21 protein-coding genes are annotated in these 23823 nt (G+C 34.9%); 3 read left to right on the top strand and 18 right to left on the bottom strand.

What is annotated here, in order from left to right:
• Positions 1 to 13 precede the first annotated feature (13 nt).
• The 4 genes from ACS3UD_RS03555 to dxs form a co-directional block, all read right to left on the bottom strand.
• The gene (locus ACS3UD_RS03555) at positions 14 to 2392 is read right to left on the bottom strand and encodes an endonuclease MutS2 (protein WP_308137756.1); all 2379 of its coding nucleotides are present in this window, start codon (positions 2390 to 2392) and stop codon (positions 14 to 16) included.
• 50 nt (positions 2393 to 2442) lie between these two features.
• Complete coding sequence (locus ACS3UD_RS03550; protein ID WP_308137757.1) at positions 2443 to 4623, bottom strand: U32 family peptidase; 2181 nt, start codon at positions 4621 to 4623, stop codon at positions 2443 to 2445.
• Positions 4624 to 4686: 63 nt separating this feature from the next.
• Positions 4687 to 5772 carry a cell division protein ZapA gene (gene zapA / locus ACS3UD_RS03545; protein ID WP_308137758.1) on the bottom strand — a complete coding sequence of 362 codons (1086 nt, stop codon included), beginning with the start codon at positions 5770 to 5772 and terminating at the stop codon, positions 4687 to 4689.
• A gap of 194 nt (positions 5773 to 5966) precedes the next feature.
• A complete protein-coding gene (dxs, locus tag ACS3UD_RS03540) occupies positions 5967 to 7841 on the bottom strand; it encodes a 1-deoxy-D-xylulose-5-phosphate synthase (protein ID WP_308137759.1) in 1875 nt (624 codons plus the stop codon).
• Between the two features lie 242 nt (positions 7842 to 8083).
• Between dxs and ppdK the strand changes: the two genes are divergently transcribed.
• Positions 8084 to 10723, top strand: a complete 2640-nt coding sequence (ppdK, locus tag ACS3UD_RS03535; RefSeq protein WP_308137760.1) for a pyruvate, phosphate dikinase — start codon at positions 8084 to 8086, stop codon at positions 10721 to 10723.
• 140 nt (positions 10724 to 10863) lie between these two features.
• Here ppdK and ACS3UD_RS03530 read toward each other — a convergent pair whose 3' ends face one another.
• The 6 genes from ACS3UD_RS03530 to ACS3UD_RS03505 form a co-directional block, all read right to left on the bottom strand.
• Complete coding sequence (locus ACS3UD_RS03530) at positions 10864 to 11376, bottom strand: adenylate kinase (RefSeq protein WP_308137761.1); 513 nt, start codon at positions 11374 to 11376, stop codon at positions 10864 to 10866.
• Between the two features lie 100 nt (positions 11377 to 11476).
• Entirely contained in the window at positions 11477 to 11692 is a 216-nt protein-coding gene (locus ACS3UD_RS03525; protein WP_308137762.1) for a sodium ion-translocating decarboxylase subunit beta, read from the bottom strand.
• 220 nt (positions 11693 to 11912) lie between these two features.
• Entirely contained in the window at positions 11913 to 12425 is a 513-nt protein-coding gene (locus tag ACS3UD_RS03520; protein ID WP_308137763.1) for a dihydrofolate reductase, read from the bottom strand.
• A 9-nt stretch (positions 12426 to 12434) separates the two neighbouring features.
• Entirely contained in the window at positions 12435 to 13265 is an 831-nt protein-coding gene (thyA, locus tag ACS3UD_RS03515) for a thymidylate synthase (RefSeq protein WP_308137764.1), read from the bottom strand.
• A 158-nt stretch (positions 13266 to 13423) separates the two neighbouring features.
• The gene (locus ACS3UD_RS03510; RefSeq protein WP_308137765.1) at positions 13424 to 13618 is read right to left on the bottom strand and encodes a hypothetical protein; all 195 of its coding nucleotides are present in this window, start codon (positions 13616 to 13618) and stop codon (positions 13424 to 13426) included.
• Between the two features lie 107 nt (positions 13619 to 13725).
• Entirely contained in the window at positions 13726 to 14490 is a 765-nt protein-coding gene (locus tag ACS3UD_RS03505) for an HAD family hydrolase (protein ID WP_308137766.1), read from the bottom strand.
• A gap of 234 nt (positions 14491 to 14724) precedes the next feature.
• On the opposite strand from ACS3UD_RS03505, the gene uppS reads away from it, so the two are divergent.
• Positions 14725 to 15366: a polyprenyl diphosphate synthase gene (uppS, locus tag ACS3UD_RS03500; protein WP_308137767.1), complete on the top strand. Its 642-nt coding sequence runs from the start codon at positions 14725 to 14727 to the stop codon at positions 15364 to 15366.
• Between the two features lie 59 nt (positions 15367 to 15425).
• Here the strand turns inward: uppS and yhbY are convergent, their stop codons facing one another.
• From yhbY to ACS3UD_RS03460, 8 genes are all read right to left on the bottom strand, one after another.
• Positions 15426 to 15716 (bottom strand): ribosome assembly RNA-binding protein YhbY, encoded by a 291-nt coding sequence (gene yhbY, locus ACS3UD_RS03495; protein WP_308137768.1) that lies wholly within the window; start codon positions 15714 to 15716, stop codon positions 15426 to 15428.
• Between the two features lie 43 nt (positions 15717 to 15759).
• Entirely contained in the window at positions 15760 to 17034 is a 1275-nt protein-coding gene (obgE, locus tag ACS3UD_RS03490; RefSeq protein ID WP_308140121.1) for a GTPase ObgE, read from the bottom strand.
• 108 nt (positions 17035 to 17142) lie between these two features.
• The gene (gene rpmA, locus ACS3UD_RS03485) at positions 17143 to 17436 is read right to left on the bottom strand and encodes a 50S ribosomal protein L27 (RefSeq protein ID WP_213925087.1); all 294 of its coding nucleotides are present in this window, start codon (positions 17434 to 17436) and stop codon (positions 17143 to 17145) included.
• Positions 17437 to 17438: 2 nt separating this feature from the next.
• On the bottom strand, positions 17439 to 17768 hold the full coding sequence (locus tag ACS3UD_RS03480) for a ribosomal-processing cysteine protease Prp (protein ID WP_308137769.1): 330 nt from the start codon (positions 17766 to 17768) through the stop codon (positions 17439 to 17441).
• Positions 17769 to 17771: 3 nt separating this feature from the next.
• A complete protein-coding gene (gene rplU, locus ACS3UD_RS03475) occupies positions 17772 to 18083 on the bottom strand; it encodes a 50S ribosomal protein L21 (protein WP_213925089.1) in 312 nt (103 codons plus the stop codon).
• A gap of 110 nt (positions 18084 to 18193) precedes the next feature.
• On the bottom strand, positions 18194 to 19693 hold the full coding sequence (locus tag ACS3UD_RS03470) for an Rne/Rng family ribonuclease (protein WP_308137770.1): 1500 nt from the start codon (positions 19691 to 19693) through the stop codon (positions 18194 to 18196).
• Positions 19694 to 19719: 26 nt separating this feature from the next.
• Positions 19720 to 20400, bottom strand: coding sequence for a TIGR03936 family radical SAM-associated protein (locus tag ACS3UD_RS03465; RefSeq protein WP_308137771.1), 681 nt, complete (start codon positions 20398 to 20400; stop codon positions 19720 to 19722).
• On the bottom strand, positions 20381 to 22243 hold the full coding sequence (locus ACS3UD_RS03460) for a TIGR03960 family B12-binding radical SAM protein (RefSeq protein WP_308140122.1): 1863 nt from the start codon (positions 22241 to 22243) through the stop codon (positions 20381 to 20383). Before ACS3UD_RS03460 ends, ACS3UD_RS03465 begins: the two co-directional genes overlap by 20 nt.
• Before the next feature lie 233 nt (positions 22244 to 22476).
• Between ACS3UD_RS03460 and ACS3UD_RS03455 the strand changes: the two genes are divergently transcribed.
• The gene (locus ACS3UD_RS03455) at positions 22477 to 23790 is read left to right on the top strand and encodes a bifunctional folylpolyglutamate synthase/dihydrofolate synthase (protein ID WP_308137772.1); all 1314 of its coding nucleotides are present in this window, start codon (positions 22477 to 22479) and stop codon (positions 23788 to 23790) included.
• Positions 23791 to 23823 lie beyond the last annotated feature (33 nt).

The raw sequence follows: 23823 nt of genomic DNA, 5'->3' as shown, positions 1-23823 counted from the left end.
GGAGTTTAATTTACTATTTAAATGTTACAATTGTTACGCCGTCTCCGCCCTCGTTGAATGTGCCCAGCCTGGATGACTTAACATGCTTGTGTTTTTTCAAAAATTGTGTTACTCCTTCTCGCAATATTCCCATTCCTTTGCCGTGAATAACCTGAACCTCGTTTAAATTTGACATGAAAGCATCATCCAAGTATTTATCCAGTTCGAGAAGTGCTTCCTCAAGATTAAGTCCCCTCAAGTCAACAACGGGGTTAATAGAAGATGTTTTCAACTTAATCATTCTTGATGTTCTTGTTTTCTGCTTCTCCTCTTCATCAGATTTAATTTTAACTAAATCAGCTTTCTTAACCTTCATTTTCATAATTCCAACTTGAACCATTACATTTTGAGAACTGTCAACATCTGAAATAATGTGTCCCTTCTGATTAAGATTTTTCACCAGGACAGCATCTCCATTTGATAGTTCCGAATTTTCGTCATAATTATCATCATTGAAAATTTGTTCCGTATATTGATTTTCATTTAGTTCCTTTGTCTTTTCATTCAGGCTCTGCCTCAGATCGTTAATGCGCCGTACCTTGTCCTTATCCATATCCACATTCATTTTCCTGAGCTCTTTAATAATTTCTGATGCTTCTTTCTTAGCATTTTCAACAATTCTTCTTGCTTCATAATTTGCATCGTTTATCATTTTTTCGCTCTTCTCAAGAGATTTCCTCTCTTTAGAAATGAAGCTTGAATGTTTTTTCTGGCTCTCTTCGTTCAGCCTGTCAATTTCATGTTTTTTTTCTTCAATATATATGCGTCTTTCCTCAATTTGCCTCAGTGCGTCTTCAAATTCAACCTTATCAGTTTCTATAGTTTCCCTTGCCTTATCTATTATTTCCTTACCTAATCCCAGCTTCTTAGATATTTCAAATGCATTGGATTTTCCAGGAACGCCTATTAGTAGCTTGTATGTAGGGCTTAGAGTTTCAACGTTAAATTCCACGCTTGCATTAATAACACCTTTTTTTGTAAGTGCATATAGCTTAAGTTCACTATAGTGTGTCGTAGCAGCAGTCACTATTTTTCTGTCAAGGAGGGTATCCAAAATAGACGTAGCTAGCGCAGCACCCTCAGTTGGGTCAGTTCCTGCTCCCAACTCGTCAAACAAAACGAATGATTTTTCATCCACTTTGCGCAATATTTTAACTATGTTGGTCATATGAGATGAAAATGTACTCAAGCTTTGTTCAATGCTTTGCTCGTCACCTATATCTGCAAACACCGAGCTAAAAACAGATATTTCCGTGCCGTACTCTGCAGGAAGATGAAGCCCTGCCATTCCCATCAAAGTAAAAAGCCCCAGTGTTTTAAGTGAAACGGTTTTTCCACCTGTATTTGGTCCTGTAATTATAAGTGTGGTGAATTCATCTCCCAAATAAGCATCTATGGGAACAACAACCTTTGGATCAATCAACGGATGTCTTCCCTTTTTAATACGAATATATCCTCTGTCGTTAATTTTAGGCTCTATTCCATTTATGCTTATGGCAAACTTACCCTTTGCAAATATAAAGTCTAACTCTGTTAATATATCTTGGTTTGAAACCATTTCAGATGAAATATCTCCTATCATCCCGCTTAATTCAAGTAAAATTCTTTCAACTTCCTTTTTTTCATTAACCTTTAAATCAGTAATATCATTTGTCATTTCTACAATAGCCATTGGCTCTATAAAAATAGTAGAGCCTGTTGATGACTGGTCGTGTACGATACCTTTAACCATAGCTCTATATTCTTTTCTGACAGGAATTACATATCTGTCATTCCTCATTGTAACAATTGTTTCTTGAAGATATTTCTGCATAGCAGATGATCCCACGATTTGATTTATTTTATTTTTTATGGAATTCTGCTTAACTTGTATTTCTCTTCTTATTCGTTTCAGTTCAGGGCTGGCATCATCTGCTATTTCTTCTTCGCTTATTATTACGTTATAGATACGTTCCTCTGTTTCCTTATTTACGTATATGTCAGAACATAGTTTTTCAAGCGTTTCATAATATGAGTCATCTTTGTTATTTAAGATAACATAATTTTTTATTAATCTGCCTGCTCTAAGGGTATCTGCACAGTTCAATAAACCCCTCAGAGAAATTATTCCGCCAACCGATCCTCTTTTTACATATTCTTTTATATCAGTAATTCCTCCCATGGGAGGATTCCCTTTTTCTATTATAATTGAAAGTGCTTCTGCCGTTTGCTTCTGCATAAATTTCACGCTATCTATATCAGATGAAGCGTCCAATTTTTTTACATATTTTTTTCCATTTACAGTTTCCGCAAACTCTGTGAGCTTCTCAATTATTTTATTAAATTCCAAAACCGATTTTGTTTTTTCCTTCATTGTACATTCCTTTCGTAATGTTCATAAAGTTCCAAATTGCTTACAACTTTCTACAGTATATTTTTTAGGTAATGCCCGCGAGTAAAGTTGTTTGCTTTTAATATTTTTATACCATCCACATTATTTATTTCACAGTACAGCGCATCAATAACTTCTTCAGGCTTATCAAGCCACTTTGTATCAACCATGAAGTACTCAACGCCTGCATTTAAAAAGTCTTTAGTCTTTCCTAGTATAGATAGCTGAACAGAATTATATATATATGTCAGGCCGTGGCTTCTTTCGATATTAAAAAATGCGTTTTTCCTGTCATTTAAAGCATATCTGTTCCTATAGGAACAACCATTGCAGTCATGCATGTTTTTACAGTTCTTCATCAATGACATAGGGCAATTTTTCATAACCATAAGTTGAACATATTCATGAGCTGCAACTTCTGATTTCATAGTATTATTTCTTATAACACTTTCCATATCTTTAATGTTTGCTTCCACAGAAAATGTATAACCTTCAGCTTCCCTTTCCTCCAATAATTTTACAGAAAATGTATTAATAATATTAAAGAACTGACCACAGTGTATTTTCAAGTTGCTGTTTTCACTGAAAAAATAAAAACTTCCCGCATTATTAACGCATACTCCGTCAAAAATACTTTCATACAACGGTATATTCTTTCTAAGAATATCATACTGATCCTTACTTATAATATTTGGTAAGTATAAATATTTCTCTTTAACATCTATTTTTTCCGCTGCCTTCACATCTAAATCATAAGGGATATATACTCTGTATACCTTGTTTTTATCAACAAGCTTCATCTCTTCGTTACTATTTATTTTCAGGCTCAGTTTTGTTAATACTTCGTTGTTTTTATGTTTATAATCAAATAGTATGTTTAATGGTATGCGCTCCAATTCAATCCTGTTATGGTATATAGATCCTTTGCTATATAATAATTCAATAGCATCTCTTCTAAGCTGATTTAATGTGCTCTTTCGTACAAATACATTCTCATCAGCATCGATTGCCACACTGTTAAGCTCGTAAATAGAGTTGCCCAGCTTACCTAGCTGATCTCTTATAATTTCTTCAATTGCAGCATTTTTAAGACTTGTTTCGCACAATTCGTTGCTTTCTGAAATAGCCTCATTTTTGCCGTCACTAACTTTTAATATCGCCTTGCTGCCTATTTTCAGAGATATTTCAAAATTAATCTTTGTTCTTCTATATGATGAAAATTCCTGAGCCTTATCTCTCGTCTCCTCCTGAATCTCATCAATGTTATCTCCCTTTACGCCGGAGCTTGTTTTAGCAAACATTACATCATCACCTGAAGGCTTGAGATATGAATTTGTATATCCCCTGCTGAATGTTGCAATTGCTCTTTGTTTGTTTTTGCTTATATCAATATTTCTACCTTCATAATAACCGTCTATTATTTGTCTGTAATATTCAACGACTGCCGAAGTATATTCAGGTCCTTTCATTCTTCCTTCTATCTTAAATGTTTTTATGCCTGATTCTATAAGCTCAGGTAAACTATCTCCGGCCATAAAATCTTTTAAGCTTAATAAAGGAATTTCTCCAAAATCCTCAATCATTTCACTTCTTTGCTTATCATAAAACTTATAGCTCAGTCTGCATGGCTGCGCACACTTTCCTCTGTTCCCGCTTCTTCCTCCAAGAAAGCTCGACATGTAGCATTGTCCAGAATAACACATGCAAAGTGCACCGTGTATAAACACCTCTAAATCGCTATCAGTATCCAACGCAGCTTCTTTGAGCTGTTCCATTGACATTTCTCTTGCTAAAATAACCTTGCTGACATCGTAATATTCAAAAAACTTAATACCAAATTCGTCATACACAGCAGCCTGCGTACTGATATTGACATGAATATCCGGAATGAACCGTCTTATGAGGTATAATAGACCAATATCCTGCACAATTACTGCATCTACATCATTTTCATACAAAAACATAGCATAATTTAACGCATCCCCAATTTCTGTATCCTTTAAAACTATATTCAGCGTTACATATACCTTGACGTTCTTGTTATGTGCATATGAAATTATATGTTGCATTTCATCATTATCAAAATTTTGCGAATTATATCTTGCGTTAAACAGTTTACCTCCTAGGTACACTGAATCCGCTCCGCTGTTTACTGCAGCATAGAAGGATTCTATGCTCCCAGCCGGTGCCAAAAGCTCTGCTTTTTGTTTCATTTTTTCTCCTGTTTCAAAAAAGAACGCTGAAGCGTTCTTTTTATTTTAAATTAGCGAAAAGCTCTACTGAACAGATGTTTCCTCTTCAAGCAGCTCCATAAGTTCCTTGTTGTCTTTTTTAAGCTTTTCAATTTCTAGTTGATTCTGAAAATTTTCAGTTTCTTTTCTGTTTAATTTTTCCTGAAGTTCATTATTATTGCTGATTAAATTTTCCTTATCATTATTTATCATCAACAGTTCTTCTAGATATTTTTCCTTTTCATCATTAATGCTGTCATAATTATTCTTTAAAAGATCTGCACTTGCTTTATACTCTGCAATCACTTTATCCTTACCGCTTATTATGTCATCTTTTTCACTGAGTTTATTTTGCAGCATAGCTATTTTATTATTTAACGACTCCACTTCTTTTTGTTTTGAATCAATAGTTAAACTTAATTTTTGGTGTTCGTCGTTAATATTGTATATTTTTTGAGTTTTATCCTCATTAGAGCTTTTTAATTCTCTGATGGTTTTCTCAAGCTGAGAAACTACCTGTTCTCTCTCGTTAAGCTTAAGTTGCAACTTTGATATTCTTCCGTTTAAGCTGCTCTTGGTATTATTCATAAAGCTCAACTCTTTTGTGAAATTTTCACGCTCATTCTTAAGCTCTTCGCAATTTTCTTCCAGTTCTTCATTTTTGCTTTTTAATTCATTTATTAGAACCTCACTTTTTAAAAGTTGCTGTTCCTGCTCGCTAATTTTATCCTGAAGTCTGGATATCTGAGAATTTAAATACTCCCTATCATTGTCTCTTGCCAGCAGTTTTTCTTTGTATCTTTCCTTTTCAATAACTGCCTCAGATGATTTTTCTGCTGCTTCTTCTTTTTCTCTGACAGCAGTTTCTCTTTGCTCTTTCAAAATGGCTATTTCTTCAATTATCCCATTTTTGTAAGACTCAGCTTCAGTTGTAAGTTTCATATATTTATCAACTATAACAAATGAGGATAATATCAGTTTATCCATTTCATTAAATCTTCTATTTGAATTTGCTATCTGATTTATTTGATCATTTATAACGGTTTCTATCTGCTTTACGTATTCGGGACTTTCATCGGTTTTGACATTATATTTTTTATCACCAACAATTATTTCTATTTTATTCATCATCAAATCCCCTTTATTCTTCTTTTGATATTTGAATATTTTTATATATAGTAATCTTCTTAATGTGCATACAATTATTCAAGTTTATATAATAATATTAAAGTATACAACTTAAAATATCAATAGCTAATAATATTTTTTGACTATTTTTGATAATGAAAATAAGCTTTTTTTAATATTTTTAAATTTTTGCAGTGTTATCTTTTTATTCCGACAGTCCTTGACAAATGTGCCGAAACAAAATCTGCGATGCTTTGAGGGTCAAGCTTATTTTCTGCCAACAGTTCTTCAACTGACCCATGTTTTATAAAATTGTCAGGCAGTGCAATTATGTTTACATCTACAGTATTCGGTATTATATCTTTGATTAAAAGGGCTGCTCCATAAAGTGAAGCTTCACTTATTATTACAGCGTGTTCCGTTTTATTTACAGAGTTAATAATCAGCTCGCGATCCAATGGTTTTGTAAACCTCAAGTTAAGCACTTCAGCATCTATTTCGTTTTCTTTTAAAATCTCTCTTGCTTCAATTGCCGTTTCTACCATTCTGCCACAAGCAATAATTGTAACATTTTCTCCATAAGCTGCAATAACTCCCTTACCCTTTTCAATTTTAGTTTCACTGTTACTAATATTTTTCTTAGAACTTCCTCGAGGGTACCTCAATACAATAGGGCCGTCAAATTCATTAACCGCAAAGTCAATCATATTTTCAAACTCTCTGTAATCTGCAGGAGCCATAACCGTCATATTAGGAATCTGACAAAGAAATGCTTCATCAAATACACCTTGGTGAGTTTCTCCGTCGTTTCCAACCAAGCCTGCTCTATCAACAGCAAAAACAACATGAAGATTTTGCAATGCAACATCGTGAATCACTTGATCATATGCTCGCTGCAAAAACGAAGAATAAAGAGCAACAACAGGTATTATTCCGTTTACTGAAAGGCCTGCTCCCATTGTCACCGCATGCTGTTCAGCAATTCCAGCATCAAAAATGCGATCTGGATATTTTTTTGCAAATCCAGTTAAACCTGTACCGTCAGTCATAGCAGCTGTTATTGCTACTACCTTGTCATTTTTATGCGCTATTTCGCAAAGCTTGTTTCCAAAAACATTAGAATATGACGGCACACCAGATTTTTTTAATTTATCTCCTGATACTACATCAAACGGAGAAACACCGTGGAATTCATTTGGCCTCAATTCTGCGTACTTATATCCTTTTCCCTTTTTGGTTATAACATGCATTATTAAAGGTCCTTCAATATTTTTAGCAATCTTAAATGATTTAAGAAGCTCATCTATATTGTGTCCGTCGATAGGACCCATATAGGTAAGTCCCAACTCTTCAAACAGCATCCCCGGAACAACCACCTTCTTAATTCCATCCTTAGCTCTTTTCAGAAACTGTTTAAGTTTTTTTCCGCAAAGCGGTAACCCGTTCAGCAACTTTTCAACATCTTTTTTTGTTGAAAGGTATCTTTCGTCTGTTCTTAATCTTTGCAGGTACCGTGATAGCCCGCCGACATTTTGTGAAATAGACATTTCATTATCATTTAATATGATCATAAGTTTTGTATTGCTTCTTCCAGCGTCATTTAATGCTTCAAAAGCCATTCCTCCGGTTAGAGCACCGTCTCCTATTACCGCCACTACTTCATAATTCTCATTTTTTAAATCTCTTGCTCTAGCCATCCCTATAGCTGCAGAAACTGAAGTACTACTGTGCCCTGTGTCAAATGCATCATATACGCTTTCACTACGTTTAGGGAATCCGCTCATGCCATTTAGCTGCCTGAGGGTATTCATCTGGGCTTTTCGCCCTGTAAGTATTTTATGTACATAGGATTGGTGTCCCACATCCCATATTATTTTATCATCAGGAGTATTTAATGCATAGTGAAGAGCAATTGTCAATTCAATAACACCCAGATTTGATGCAAGATGGCCTCCTGTTTTTGATACGCTTTCTATTATATATTCTCTCAATTCATCGCTGAGTATTTTCAATTCATTAATATTAAGCCGGCGTAAATCATCCGGCGAATTTATCTTATCTAAATACTTCATATACATCCCTCGCTCCACCTCTTAATATTTAATAATTATATATGGTTATATTAAATATGTCAAAATTTTATTATTTGTTGTTTTCGCTGAAAATACACTGTACTTTTCAGTGAAAATGTTATATCATAAATTATATTTTTTTCTTTTTAGTATATCATAATATTCGGTAGCAACTTTAAAGAAAAAAGCAGTATTAAGTATAATAAAGGTTAAATCAGGAATTTTAATTTCAGGAGGGAAACATGAGCAAAAAATGGGTTTATTTATTTAAAGAAGGAAGTGCTTCACAAAAAGACTTATTAGGAGGAAAAGGAGCTAACCTGTGTGAAATGACAAACATCGGTCTGCCGGTTCCTCCGGGATTGACCGTTACAACAGAAGCCTGTACCGAATTTTATGTACAGGGAAAAAAACTTACCGATGATATGGTCAGCCAAATCAAATCTAATCTAAAGACTTTAGAAGAACAAACAGAAAAAAGTTTTGGAAATGCAGAAAATCCTCTTTTAGTATCGGTACGTTCCGGTGCAAAAATTTCAATGCCTGGTATGATGGATACAATATTGAATCTTGGACTTAATGATAAAACGGTGGAAGGATTAGCAGAAAAAACAGGAAATATGCGTTTTGCATACGATAGCTACAGAAGATTTATACAAATGTTCGGTGATGTTGTATTGGGTATATCGAAGCATAAATTTGATAACATTCTTGATGGAACCAAAGAAAAGAACAACTACAAGTATGATACAGAACTTACTGCCGAAAATTTAAAAACTATTGTAGAAGAGTTTAAAAAAGTATATATAAAAGAAAAAAGCACCGAATTTCCTCAAGAACCCGAAACACAGCTTCTTATGGCTATTGAAGCAGTGTTTAGATCATGGAATAACCCAAGAGCAATTACATACAGAAATCTTTATGATATACCTCATAATATAGGAACCGCAGTAAATGTGCAGTCAATGGTGTTTGGAAATATGGGCGATACTTCAGGAACCGGGGTTGCATTTACAAGAAACCCTTCGACCGGTGAAAAAAAGGTGTTTGGAGAATTCTTAATCAATGCCCAAGGAGAAGATGTTGTGGCAGGTATAAGAACTCCTCTGTCTATTGATAAATTAAACGAAGTTATGCCTGATATATTTAAGCAATTTATGGATGCTGCAGAAACCCTCGAACATCACTACAAGGATATGCAGGACATTGAATTTACAATAGAACAAGGTAAGCTCTACTTCCTTCAGACAAGAAATGGGAAAAGAACTGCGGATGCTGCTCTGAGAGCTGCAGTTGAAATGGTCGGAGAAAACCTCATAACTAAGAAAGATGCAGTTATGCGAGTGGATCCAAAATCCCTTGATCAGCTTCTTCACCCTAAATTTGATCCTGAAGAATTAAAAAGCTTAACTTCTGTTGCAAAAGGGCTTCCTGCATCACCAGGAGCTGCAACAGGAAAAATATACTTCAATGCTGATGATGCAGTAGCTGCCGCAAATAAAGGTGAAGATGCAATACTTGTCAGAAAAGAAACATCACCTGAAGATATAGAAGGCATGAACAAAGCAAAAGGTATATTGACATCAAGAGGAGGCATGACTTCCCATGCTGCTGTTGTTGCAAGAGGAATGGGAAAATGCTGTGTTGCCGGCTGTGAAGCTGCTCATGTAGACGAAGCTAAGAAAATCATGACAATTAAAGGCGAAACCTACCAAGAAGGAGATTTCATTTCTCTTGACGGAAGTACAGGAAATATATACAAAGGTAAGGTAAAGACTGTTGAAGCCAACATATCTGGAAATTTTGAGGCTCTCATGAAGTGGGCTGATGAATTTAGAAAGCTTGGAATCCGAACAAATTCAGACACACCAAAGGATTCAGAAACAGCTGTTAAATTTGGTGCGGAAGGAATTGGCCTTTGCAGAACAGAGCATATGTTTTTCGAAGAAAGTCGTATATTCTCTGTTCGAAAAATGATTATTTCAGAGACTGTCAGCCAAAGAGAAAAAGCTCTGGCGGAAATACTTCCTATGCAGAAAAATGACTTCAAAGGTATATTTAAAGTTATGGGCATCAGACCTGTAACTATAAGATTATTGGATCCTCCTTTGCACGAATTTATTCCTACCGATGAAGAAGATATTGTTGAACTTGCAAAAGACATGGATGTTTCTGTTTCAAAATTAAAGGAAACAATTCACAGCCTGCAAGAATTCAATCCAATGTTGGGGCACAGAGGATGCAGACTAGCAATCTCATACCCTGAAATGGCAAAAATGCAGACAAGAGCTATAATAGAAGCTGCCATTGAAGTTTCTGAAGAAGAAAACATAAGTATAGTTCCCGAAATCATGGTTCCGTTGGTAGGGAAAAAAGAAGAGCTTGAAATTCTGAGAAAGCTTATAATAGAAGTTGCAGAAGAAACTAAAAAAGAAATGAATTCCTATTTAAGTTACCTGATAGGAACAATGATTGAAATTCCGAGGGCATGTGTAACTGCAGATGAAATCGCGCAATGTGCTGACTTCTTCTCGTTTGGTACAAATGACCTGACACAGATGACATTTGGTTATTCAAGAGATGATGCAGGAAAATTCCTCGAAGATTACAAAGACGCTGGCATACTTGAACAAGATCCATTCCAGAGTATAGACCAGGCTGGTGTCGGCAAAATGGTTGAAATGGCAGTGGAACTGGGAAAAGAAGCACAATCCCACCTGCACCTAGGTGTATGCGGAGAGCACGGCGGTGACCCTGCATCAATAGAGTTTTTCCATAATACCGGTTTAGATTATGTATCATGCTCACCATTCAGAGTTCCTGTTGCAAGACTGGCAGCAGCACAGGCGGCATTGAAAGGAAATAGCCCTATCTCTAAATAAGGTGTATACCCTATAAACCCTTATATGAAGCGGTTTTAAGCTAAATGTATAAAAGGACACTGTATTATACAATCAGTGTCCTTTTTAGTAATAATATTTTAACTTGGTGTTATGCTCATAATCTACCCATAAACGGTAATTTATTCGTCGATTTTCACCGCGTAACATTCATCAATCAAAATGTAATTACAGTTATATTTTTTACACATCTCAAGATAATGCGCATTGTCCTCAAGTACAGAATTCATGGTACACCATGTATCATCAACACGTTTCTCTATTTCGTTAGCATATTTTTTTATATCTGAAAAGTGTTGCTTAATATAGTTTTCGCTCATCACAAGACAGTGATAGTGAATTTCATTCAGATACACCTCACTAAAATCCTCTTTCCAACTAAATGGAATATAACAGCCTTCAACCACAAGATTTTGCTTATTTTCAATGGCAGTCTTAATCATTTCCCGAACAATCGGCCATAAATAGACCTCCAGTTCACTGTCATCTTCGGGAGTTAGATTTGTATTTCCACTTCGTATTAATCCCATTTTCAAAAGGTCAACAGATAGATATGGATATTGGTACTTTTTAAGAAGCTTCTGTGCCAACAAAGTTTTACCTGTGTGAGAAGCCCCTGTAATCAATATAATCAATTGTACTCCCTCCTGTCCAAATTCTGATTTGTAGTCCAGTTAGTGTTGAAAAACCTCCTACAAATCACGTTCATCGCACAATAAGATTAACCAAATAATCTTATTTTTTCTTTTTTATAAAATAAATAATAGCAGCTATAACCAATACTATAATAAGTGTTACAATAATTGTTAAATAACCATTTGATTTTTCTGTAATAAAAATAGCTGTAGGCCCATCAGCTCCACCAATAATAGCTGTAGATGAATTTTCCTTGTTTACACATCCTGTAAATAATAAAACTGCCACTAAGGATAATAATCTTATTTTTTTCATGTTCATAACTTCCTTCGTAAAATATAAATAGTAATTATTATCATTGTACTGTAAATTTTACCCATTAGCAATATGCTTTTTATTATGTACAACGTTTCTTTAAATACTTTGGTTGCACATTTCATAAATGATGAAAAAGCATCAGCTGATATTATACCATATTCTTCTATAAAAGAATTTTAATAAAAAATTAGACACCATGCATGTGTCTAATTTTTCATTACTTAAATTCGTAATTTTCAATTGTTTTATTTTTATATGTATTGAACATAAATTTCAACCCGTTATCTTCATGAACTTCTGATGCATATGACAAGTACCAGTTCTCATCCTCATCAAAATTATGAAGGAATGTGTCAGCGTTGGCTATTGCATCAACTTTAGTTATCAAAGCCTCACTGCAATAAGGATATAATTCATTATATATTTTTCCACCGCCTACAACAAATATATCATCACTGTTATACTTTTTAAGCTCTGTAAACAGTTCATCTAAAGAGTGGCATATTATACAACCTTCTGCTTCAAATTCCCTGTTTGTTGTTAATACAATATTTGTCCTGTTCTTAAGAGGCTTAGCTCCTGGAAAAGACAGGAGAGTATTTCTCCCCATAACAACAACCTTGTCTACTGTAGTTTTTTTAAAAAACGCCATATCATCAGGCAAATTAAACAACAAGTCTCCATTAAAACCTATTGCCCAATTTTTTGCAACTGCAACTATTAACTTCATAACTTCTCCTTAAACTGCAATAGGAACTTTTATCTTAAACGGATTATATTTATAATCGTTTAATTTAAAGCTGTCAACCGTAAAATCATAAAAACTGTTTATAGATTTATCTATTACCAGCTCCGGTGAATCATGCTCTTCTTTCTCAATAAGTTCCTCAATAATAGGGATGTGTCTGTCATAAATATGAGCATCGGATATTACATGGACCAGTTCCCCTGCAACCAAACCACTTATTTGAGCCATCATATGTACAAGAATTGAATATTGAACAACATTCCAGTTATTTGCCGCAAGAACATCCTGTGAACGCTGATTTAATATTGCATTCAGCTTGTTTCCTGAAACATTAAATGTCATGCTGTATGCGCAAGGATAAAGATTCATCTCATGAAGGTCCTGAAAATTATATATATTTGTCATTATCCTCCTGCTGGCAGGATTATTTTTTAAATCATATATAACTCTGTCTACCTGATCAAATTCTCCCTCACTATATTTGTGCTTGATGCCAAGCTGATAGCCGTAAGCTTTGCCTATGGAACCTGTTTCATCTGCCCACGAATCCCAAATATGACTGTTTAAATCATTTATATTATTTGATTTTTTTTGCCATATCCAAAGCAGTTCATCTATGGCTGCTGTAAAATTAGTTTTTCTTAGTGTCAGAATCGGAAAAGATTCCTGCAGGTTATATCTGTTTACAACACCAAACTTTTTTATTGTATGCGCAGGTGTTCCATCTTTCCACCTGGGTCTTACATCGTAGTCCTTGTCCCACACACCGTTAGTAAGTATGTCCTTACAAGTATTTATAAATATTTTATCTGCTGTGCTCATTTCCGCCTCCCGTTATTTTACTATATTATATATTAGAGGCAAGATGTTTACAAGGATTAATTAAGAAGCTTTGAGCATTCTTAATGATCTTTCACAGCATGGATATAATAAAAAAGTTATAATTATAGTTATAGGGAACATAAATTTTGTATTCCCTTTTATCTCATAGTATTTTGATTTATAAAATTCTTTATTTGCATTTTTTCATCGAATCCTTTAATTTTTAAAGCCTGTGAATCTTCATTATCAAAATTTTTAAAATAAATGCACATTTCTCCGTCCTTTGTGTCATCATATCTTATGCATCTGAAACCATCATCATACATTTTTTTTATCTTTTCAAATTCGTTCATAATACACTCCCCTTTTGTTATATATTATATTATTGCCGATACGAACGAATTTATGACTATTTTTGCAAAAAAAATAAGCCAGGGAATTACAATTGTAATTCATAGGCTTATGCCGTCCATAATTCTCTGACTTCATAGTTTTTTTCATCCAGCGAGTTTAAAACTTCATCATCAAACAGGCATTCTATTGATGGAAGTATTATGTTTGCCGTATCCTTTAAATTGATCTTGCAACTTACTCCCGAAAGAACCCCTACTCCGATTGCACCAGAATTTTTAGCGAATAACATATCATTGTAGGAATCACCTACTATCGCAACTTCACTTGGTTCTAAGCCATACATCTTGCAAAATCTCTCACACATATCCTTGTGCGGTTTTCTTTTCATTATGCCATCATATGCACCGACAAAATCAAAGCAACCATCAAGGTTAAGCTTATTAATCATATGTTCAGCAGACTGCATGGAATCTGCCGTAGCAATGCCCATCTTAATTCCCTTAGAATTCATGTGTCTGTATAATTCTTTTAAATCGACAATCTCTTTAAATTCAGCATCATCGCTTAGCACTTCTTTTCTCAAAAGCTCCGGAACATGTTTTTTAAATGCCTCTAAATCTACACTGCGATATTTATTAAGCACGAATTGAAGTTCCGCAGCCAAATCCTCATGAGATTTGTATGCCAACGCTCCAAACGGTTCAACTCCGTAATCGGTAATTCCTATAGATTTTTTTAACATTCTAAATATTTCATCATCATGGAGATCGTACTCATCCATTATCGCCATAATAGTTTTTATTGCCGCATTTTCCCACAATGAGAAGTCAATCAGCGTTCCATCTTTGTCAAATAAAATTCCTTTTATCATATTTTCACCTCCTTTATTTTAATATTACGCCTGGTTTGTAATTATCCAACATTGTGTTTGTAAAATAATTGTAAATCAAACTATATATATTATATCTTTTTTTCCTTTAGCAAGCCTTAATTTCACTTGGAGTATTATTATATTAAAAATAAAGAATAATGTTACTCATATGGTAATAATTATCTGTATTCTGTAAATAATACCACTATGCAGAAATCAAAGGAGAAGACTACTATGAGAATACCAAAACATATAGGGCTTATACCCGACGGAAACAGAAGATGGGCGGAGAACAAAGGGCTTCAAAAACAGGACGGATATGAACACGGACTTGATCCGGGACTACAGGCCTTAAGGCTGGCAAAAAAATACGGAATTAATGAAATTACATATTACGGTTTTACAACCGATAACTGCAAAAGACCGCGAAATCAGATTGATGCATTTGTCAAGTCATGCATCGACGCTGTCAACATGATTGCAGGGGAAAATGTATCTCTTCTGGTCATAGGCAACACAAATTCTGCAATGTTTCCAAAAGAATTATTAAAATATACAAAAAGAACAGTGCTTGGGAATGGAGAAACAAAGGTGAACTTTCTTGTTAACTACGGTTGGGACTGGGATATTTCCGCCATAGGTTCAGAAAATACAAGCAGAAAAAGTATTATGGACTCCCTTAATTCAAGAGATATCTCACGCATTGACCTGATACTCAGGTGGGGAGGAAGAAAAAGACTGTCAGGGTTCTTGCCTGTCCAATCCGTGTATTCAGATATATATACTATAAATGATCTATGGCCCGATTTCAAGCCAGAGCAGTTCCACAACGCAATTAAATGGTACAACATGCAGGATGTAACCCTGGGAGGATAAAAAGTGGTTTTGCTTAAAAAGACGCGTCATGTTAGGACAGCGTCTTTTTATATGTTAATCTATTTAGGCATATTTATTTGTTTTTCTTTTGACTCTCTGTATAGTACAAATTTATTGCCTATGCTTTGTACATATTCTGCACCGACAGCTGCTGCTATTTCATTTGCAGTGTCCTTAGCTTCCAGCATACTATTGTTTAATATGCTGATTTTTATCAGCTCTCTGGCTTCTAATGCATCGTCTATCTGCTTTATAACATTTTCTGTTACTCCGCCCTTGCCTATCTGCATTAATGAATCTATTTTATTAGCCAAAGATTTTAAATAACTTCTTTGCTTTCCTGTAAGCATCGTTCCTCCTAATAATAATTTACTACTTTCTTAATTGCTGATTCTAGTCCACAAAGTCAAATTCAACTCCGCATACTTTTATTAAATCTCCTTCTTGTGCACCTAGCTCACGCAATCTTTCTATTACTCCTTTATCAATAAGAACCTTCTGAAAATTACTGAAGGATTCGAAATCGTCAAAGTTTGTTGATGCCACAAGTCTTTCCAGGAAATCTCCATCAGCCAAATAGTATCCGTCCTGTTGTGAAACAGCTATAGTATCTCTTGCTTTTCTATCAATAAAACTTTCAACTTCCTCTTCATTAACAAACTGTATTTCATCTTCAATATGCTGAAGCCTTTCGTATGCTCGTTTTTTCAGCAAGTCCAATCCATGATTTGTTGCAGCGGAAACCTCAATTATTTCATAATTATCCCCAAGTTCTTTTTTAATTCTTTCTACATTTTCCTGAATCTGTGGGAGATCTGTCTTATTTAAAACTATTATTTGTTCCTTTTCTGAAAGTTTTTCGCTATATTGCTGTAATTCTTCATTAATTTTATAAAAGTCATTAATAGGGTCTCTTCCTTCCTGTCCGGAAGCGTCAATAACATGTAATAGTAACTTAGTTCTTTCAACATGTCTCAAGAATTCAAGTCCAAGCCCTGCTCCCTCTGACGCACCTTCAATAAGCCCCGGTATGTCAGCCATAACATAGCTGTGACCCTCTCCTATGCTTACAACCCCAAGATTAGGTTTCAATGTTGTAAAATGATAGTTTGCAATCTTGGGTTTTGCACTGGTCACTGATGCAAGTATTGTTGATTTTCCCACATTTGGAAATCCAACTAGTCCCACATCTGCAAGAAGCTTAAGCTCAAGGGTAACGTCTCTGCTTTCGCCTTTTGTGCCAGGCTCTGCAAAACGCGGAGTACGTCTTATAGAATTTGCAAATTTAACATTTCCTTTACCTCCGTGTCCACCTCTTGCCACAACAAACCTCTGTCCATGATCTTTTAAATCAGTCAGAACTATACCTGTTTCTTCATCCTTTACCAATGTTCCGATAGGAACCTTTAAAATAAGATCTTTACCGTCGGAACCGTATTGTTTTTTTCCTCTTCCATCCTGGCCGTTTTCAGCCTGATAACGTCTTTTGTATCTGAAATCCATCAGAGTCCTAAGTCCTTCATCAGCTACCAGTATTATGCTGCCTCCGTCGCCTCCGTCGCCTCCATCAGGTCCCCCCATGGCTATGTATTTCTCTCGCCTGAATGCAACGCTGCCGTTTCCGCCCTTCCCAGCTTTAACGCTAACCTTTGCTATATCTACAAACATCATATACCAACCTTTTCTTTTTATAAAACGCAGTAAATTTCACCCTATGTAGCCGCTCTCTGCTTTATAATACAAAAAACCTACCTTAACGGTAGGTGCTTTTGCTTATTATGCTTCTAATTCACTTGGATATACACTAACTTGTTTTCTTGTTTTGTCTTTTCTTTCGAACTTCACTTTTCCGCTTACCAGTGCGAACAATGTATCGTCGCTTCCGATACCTACATTTAAGCCTGGATGAAGCTTAGTTCCTCTTTGTCTTACAAGTATATTTCCCGCCAATACGAATTGACCGTCAGTTCTTTTTACTCCGAGTCTTTTAGAATTGCTGTCACGACCGTTTTTAGAGCTACCAACACCTTTTTTATGTGCAAATAACTGTAAATTTAATTTCAATAACATGGTTACACCTCCTCAAATTTAAGTGTAATATAATCGCTGTAATCTTCCAGTAATAATTCTATTCCTACCATGAAACACCTGTAAACAACATCGGTTTTATCATTGTTTACCAATGTTCTCAAACTCATCAGTCCGGTTTCTTCATCAACACTGTAGCTTATATTTTCAGCTTCAATTCCCGCAACTAAGTTGATTGAATTGAGAGCCGTATAGCTCAATATAGATACCGATGAGCACACTATGTCCATTCCATGTTCAGCGTAACCAGAGTGTCCTTCAACAATAAAACCCTGGATTTCTTCGCCGGTTCTGTATATAGTAACTGTAATCATAGACTAACCAACAATTTTTTCAATTTTAATCTGTGTATATGGTTGACGATGTCCTTGTTTTTTTCTGTAGTCTTTTTTTGCTTTATATTTGAAAATAATTATTTTCTTTGCTTTATCCTGTTTTTCTACTAAGCCTTCAACTACAGCTCCGTCAACATATGGTTTTCCAACATTTAATTTACCTTCTTCTGCAACAAGTAAAACTTTATCAAATTTTACCTGCTCGCCTTCAGCAATGTTTAATTTTTCAACTCTTATAACATCGCCTTCCTGAACTCTGTATTGTTTTCCACCTGTTTCAATAACTGCGTACATAAACTTACCTCCTCTTCCCAGTCTCGCCATTGCAGGCACATAAAGTTTAAACCTGATCCGTGCGGCTCTTACAAAATAAAAGTTTACCAAACAAATCCTTGTTTGTCAACTTATTTTTGCTTTATTATGCTATTAATATAATCCAGTTTCCCCATTTTTTCAATAACTATTTCATCGGTAAGAATGTTCTCATCTTTCTTAAAATAAATTTTAATGCCGTACTTTTTTTCTATACTTTCAACAATTTCCATACATTCATTAACTATCTTGTTTTTTGTAATACAGCCGGCACTTAATATTACTGCTTCACAAGAGGTATTTTTTTTGATTTTTTTAACTATGTTCTCCAGCTTAAAAGATATAAAAACTTTTGAACCCGTTCTTCCTCCACCTCTGCAATGTGAACACTCCTCTGTTATTATATTAAAAAAATTCTCTTTATCTTTTTTTCTTGTTATCTCCATAAGATTCAGTTTCGTCATGCCCAGAATGTTTGTTTTCGCCTTATCTTCCTTAAAAATCCGCTTGGCTTTGCTAATTATAAAATTTATATTTTCTTTGCTCTTAACATCTATAAAATCAATTATTATAATTCCACTGATATTCCTCAGTTTAACCTGTCTTCCTATCTCTTCAAGAGCCCCAAGGTTTATTTCTAATGCTGTTTGTTCCATATTTTTGCTTCCCACATATTTCCCGCTGTTTACATCTATTACAGTTAAGGCTTCTGTAACATCGATAAATATCGATCCTCCATTGTCAAGCTCAACCTTCCTTTCAAATAACATGCTTATCTGTTTTTCAACATTAAGCATTTCAAATGCTCCAGATGATTCAATTATGGAAATGTTTTTAAACTTTTCAGAATCGTATCTTCCTATAAGTCCTAAAATATTATCCTTTGTTTTTTTATCATCCACATATATTTGATCTACCGTGGAATCAACATAATCCAGAAATAATTTTTCAATCATTGAATTACTTTGGTGCAAGAGCTTTGGGGCGTAGGAATAATTGTATTCCTGCTCTATCTGAGCAAATACAGATGAAAGAAAATTATACTCCTTCTCAACTTCCTCTTTTGGACATCCCTCGGAGAATGTTCGGAATATCATCCCGTTTCCGTTCTTCATTATCTCTTTCCCTATTTTTTCCAAGCGTATGCGCTCAGTAACATTATTTATTTTTTTGGAAATATTAATCTCTGTGCTCTTAGGTATAAGTGCAATGTATTTACCCGAAAGAGATACATCGGTTGTAACAGCAATATTTTTTTCCCCCATTGGCTCTCTAATAATCTGAACCAGAAGTTCATCTCCCTTTTTCAAAACCTTGCTTATATTTTTAACGTCTCTTTTTCTAATTTTCTTTTCTTTCAAGAATTTATCTGAAAGCAAATCATCTAAAAAAAGATACGCATTTTTTTCAAGTCCAACATCCACAAAAGCTGCTTCCATTCCAGGAAGGATGTTAGCTACTCGTCCCTTGTAAATGTTTCGTATCACGCCTCTGTTAATTTTTTCTTCATGCACATAATCGATTAGCCTGCCATCCTCTAAAATGGCAAACTGATCGAAGAATGCTGAACTATTAATTAAAATCTGTTTCATAATGCCCCTCACATACTGATACACCCTTATAGTATAGGCTCCATATCTTTATCAAGAGCATCTACTTTCATAATCGTATGATAATCCAGGTTAAACGCTCTATCATTTATAAGCTTTAGAAGCTCATCAACTTTCATACTTCCTGTTTCAGAAGTAATAAAAACAGCTTCTATCTTAGCTTTATTATCTCCGGATTTATCAGCCTTAAGATATCTTATATATTCTTTTGTGTTAATTTCTTTATTGACAAGCTTTTTTTTCTTGTTTTTTTTCTGCCTGATATAAACTACTCCTGTTTCTAGCATTTCAGATAACAGATTATTTAACCTATCCATATCTAAATTTTCAGATTCAATTCCTATTATATATTCTGCATAGGCACATCTTGCCATAATTGAGTTTGTATTATCTGAACAGCTGGACTTAATTATCTGCATTTCCTTGGGCATTACTGAATTCATTTTTCTTTTGAATTCCTCCGGAGGAAGATTTTCGTTTAGTTCGATCTCAAAATACTCCCCTATGCTTTCTATTCCCAATGAAAGAGGAAATCCAAAGGATGTCTTCATATGTGGATTGAAACCTTCAGAATACTTTGCTCGAATTCCCGCTCTGTTAACAGATCTCTGAATAAATCTTAACACGTCTAAATGTGATATATACTTCAAATTTCCAGTCTTACTATATTTATTTATTATTTTGCACATGCGGACAGGCACCCCCTATAAGTCTGTGATTGACACCGCAGTTTGTGCAACCGAGTCTGCAATCATGTGTTGTCATAGCTTCAAGTGATTTTTCATATTCGCTGATTAGATATTTCTTGCTTACGCCAACGTCAATAAAATCCCAAGGCAAAACTTCTGTAATCTCTCTCTGCCTTTTTGCAAAGAAATCAGGATCAACATTTGTTTCATTAAATGCTTCCATCCACTTATCAAAATCAAACATATCGTACCATCCGTCAAAACGGCATCCTTTTTCCCAAGCACTTATCAATACTTTGGATAGACGTCTGTCTCCACGGGCAAACACTGCCTCAAGATAACTAAGCTTCGGCTCGTGATAACTAAAGGAAACTTTTTTATCTTTTATTTCTCTTTGCAGCATCTTAGCTTTATCATAAAACTCTTCTATGCTGTTCTGAGCCGTCCATTGGAACGGAGTAAATGGTTTTGGAACAAAACAAGATGCACTTGAATTTATTTTAAGGTTGCCTTTTATTTCTTCCTTAGGTCTTGCAAAAAACTTATCTTTTATTTTGTATGAAAGTTCCTTTATTCCCAGGACATCTTCCATAGTTTCACCGGGCAAGCCAATCATAAAATATAATTTAACCGTTGACCAACCTAATTTAAATGCAGTTTCAACAGGTCCCAAAATCTGCTCTTCTGTAAGGTTTTTATTGATTACATCTCTCATTCTCTGAGTTCCCGCTTCTGGAGCAAATGTAAGCCCGGACTTACGAACCTCCTGAAGCCTTTGTATTATATCGAATGTCATTGAATCAAGTCTAAGTGACGGCAGAGAAATACTTACATTATCATTTTCATATTTATCTAAAAGTTTTAAAGTAAGGTCTGGCAAGCATGAATAGTCACCAGAACTCAGTGATGTAAGTGATATTTCATCGTGTCCTGTAGAATTAAGCATGCTTTCTGCCTGATTAACAAGAGTATCGGACTTTTTCTCCCTTACAGGTCTGTAAACCATCCCCGCCTGACAGAAGCGACATCCTCTTGTGCATCCTCTGAATAGTTCAAGAACTACTCTGTCATGAACAACATCAATGTAAGGAAGAATGCTTTTATCAGGATAATAAACTTTGTCCATATCCTTTATTATTCGTTTTGTAATGATGTCCTTAGCATTATTGTTTAGTACTTTTCTTTCCTTAATAGTATTATCTTCATTATATACTTCCTCATAAAATTGAGGCACATATATTCCTTCAAGCTGTGAGGCTTTTTCTAAGAATTTAAGTTTGTTAAACCCGTTTAGTTTTTCCTTTTCATAAATACCCAAAAGCTCCGGCAGAAGTTCCTCTGCTTCTCCAACTGTAAATAAATCTACTATTTCGTGCAGTGGCTCCGGATTATATGCACAAGGTCCCCCGGCAATAACAATGGGCATGTTGTCTGTTCTATCCTTTGATTTTAACGGTATTCCTCCCAGGTCAAGCATATTCAAAATATTTGTATAGCTCATTTCATACTGAAGGGTAAACCCTATAAAATCAAATTCTTTCAGCTCATCCTTGCTTTCCAATCCATATAAAGGTATGCTGTTTTTTCGCATTACTTCTTCCATATCAGTCCACGGTGCAAATACCCTTTCACACCAAACATTTTCAATGCTGTTTAGCATATGATATAAAATATGAAGCCCCGTATGCGACATCCCTACCTCGTAAACATCGGGAAATGCAAAAGCAAATCTAACGCTTGTTTTTTCTTTGTCTTTAACAACCGAATTCAGTTCACTTCCTACATATCTTGCAGGTTTTTCCACACTTAACAACTCTCTGTCAAGCTTCTTTACATCTATCATGTTAATCCTTTCTATTTTGGCGGTGATTATTTGAGATTTATCTCTCACACTATTTATTCTGTTATATTGTACCATATAAATTCTAAAATATTTTATCATACGCGAATTCAAATGACAACTTCAATTTATTTAACTGTACTCATGAAGTTTTAATTCTGCGTTTAGGACTATAATTTTGTTGAAAAACCATGGCAAATATTATAATATAAAATAAGAAAAAAACGGAGGCTGAAATGAATTACGAAGAAGCAATACAATTTATTCATTCTACATATAAATTTGGCTCTAAGCTAGGGCTTAAAAACATTACTAGGCTGACGGAACTTTTGGGCAATCCTCAGAACTCCTATAAAATAATACATGTTGCAGGCACTAACGGAAAAGGTTCCACCTGCAGCATGATACACGATGCTCTTATGGCATCTGGCTACAAAACAGGACTGTTTACTAGCCCGTACCTGGAGAAATTTACAGAAAGGATTCAGGTTAACAGACAGCAAATAGATGACAAAGCTTTGGCCAGAATTACAGGGCTCGTAAAAGAAAAAATAGATTTAATGATACAGGAAGGCTACAATCACCCCACAGAATTTGAGGTTGTAACCGCCATTGGATTCAAATATTTTGAAGAGCAGGGAATTGACTTTCTTATTCTTGAAGTGGGAATGGGAGGAAGGTTTGATGCTACAAATGTGGTAAATAACACACTTGTTTCTGTAATAACCTCTATCAGCTATGACCACACGGAGTATCTTGGAGATACACTTGAAAAGATAGCTTTTGAAAAATCCGGAATAATAAAAGAAGGCTCTGATGTAGTGGTGTACCCCCAGGGAAAATCTGTTGTTGATGTAGTAAAAAATACAGCAAAAAATAAAAATGCCACTGTATACGAAGTGGAAAAGAGCAATGTTGAAAAATTAGGCGGGGACCTTTCAGGTCAGCGTTTTAAATATCTCAAAACAGATATATTTAATATTCCCGAAGCAAAAATACGCCTTTTGGGAGAACATCAGCTTTACAATGTATTGACAGCGTTACGAGCTCTTGAACTGGTCAAAAAAAGAGGCTACCATGTCACTGAAAAAGCCATTATTGAAGGCTTTAACAACTGCCGCTTTGCAGGTCGATTCGAAGTAGTAAACGAAAACCCTGCTATAATTATTGACGGAGGGCACAACATAAACGGCATTGAATACTTTGCAAAAGCAGTAAGAGAAAACTTTGGAAACAGTAAAATAACTTTGTTTTTCGGAATGCTGAAAGATAAGAACCCTGAGGAAGTACTTCCTTTGCTTATACCATTGTGCAATGAAATATTTACTTTGACTCCGAACAATCCACGTGCAATGAAATCAGACTTCCTTGCACGTCTTATAAGCAATCATTCAAATATTAAAGTTACAGCATTAGATGACTACGAAGACATTGTACCTGTATTAAAAAATACAGATAACGGCGACTGTATTTGTTTTGCAGGCTCACTGTACATGATAGGTGATGTAAGAACACTTTTAAGAAACAAAGGATTTGCCAATAAAATTTAAATACAGAAAAGAACGGCCATTTTATAAATTTTA

The organism is Sedimentibacter sp. LTW-03, assembly GCF_052059825.1.
Lineage (GTDB): Bacteria > Bacillota > Clostridia > Tissierellales > Sedimentibacteraceae > Sedimentibacter.
This window is presented reverse-complemented; position numbering and strand designations above follow the sequence as displayed.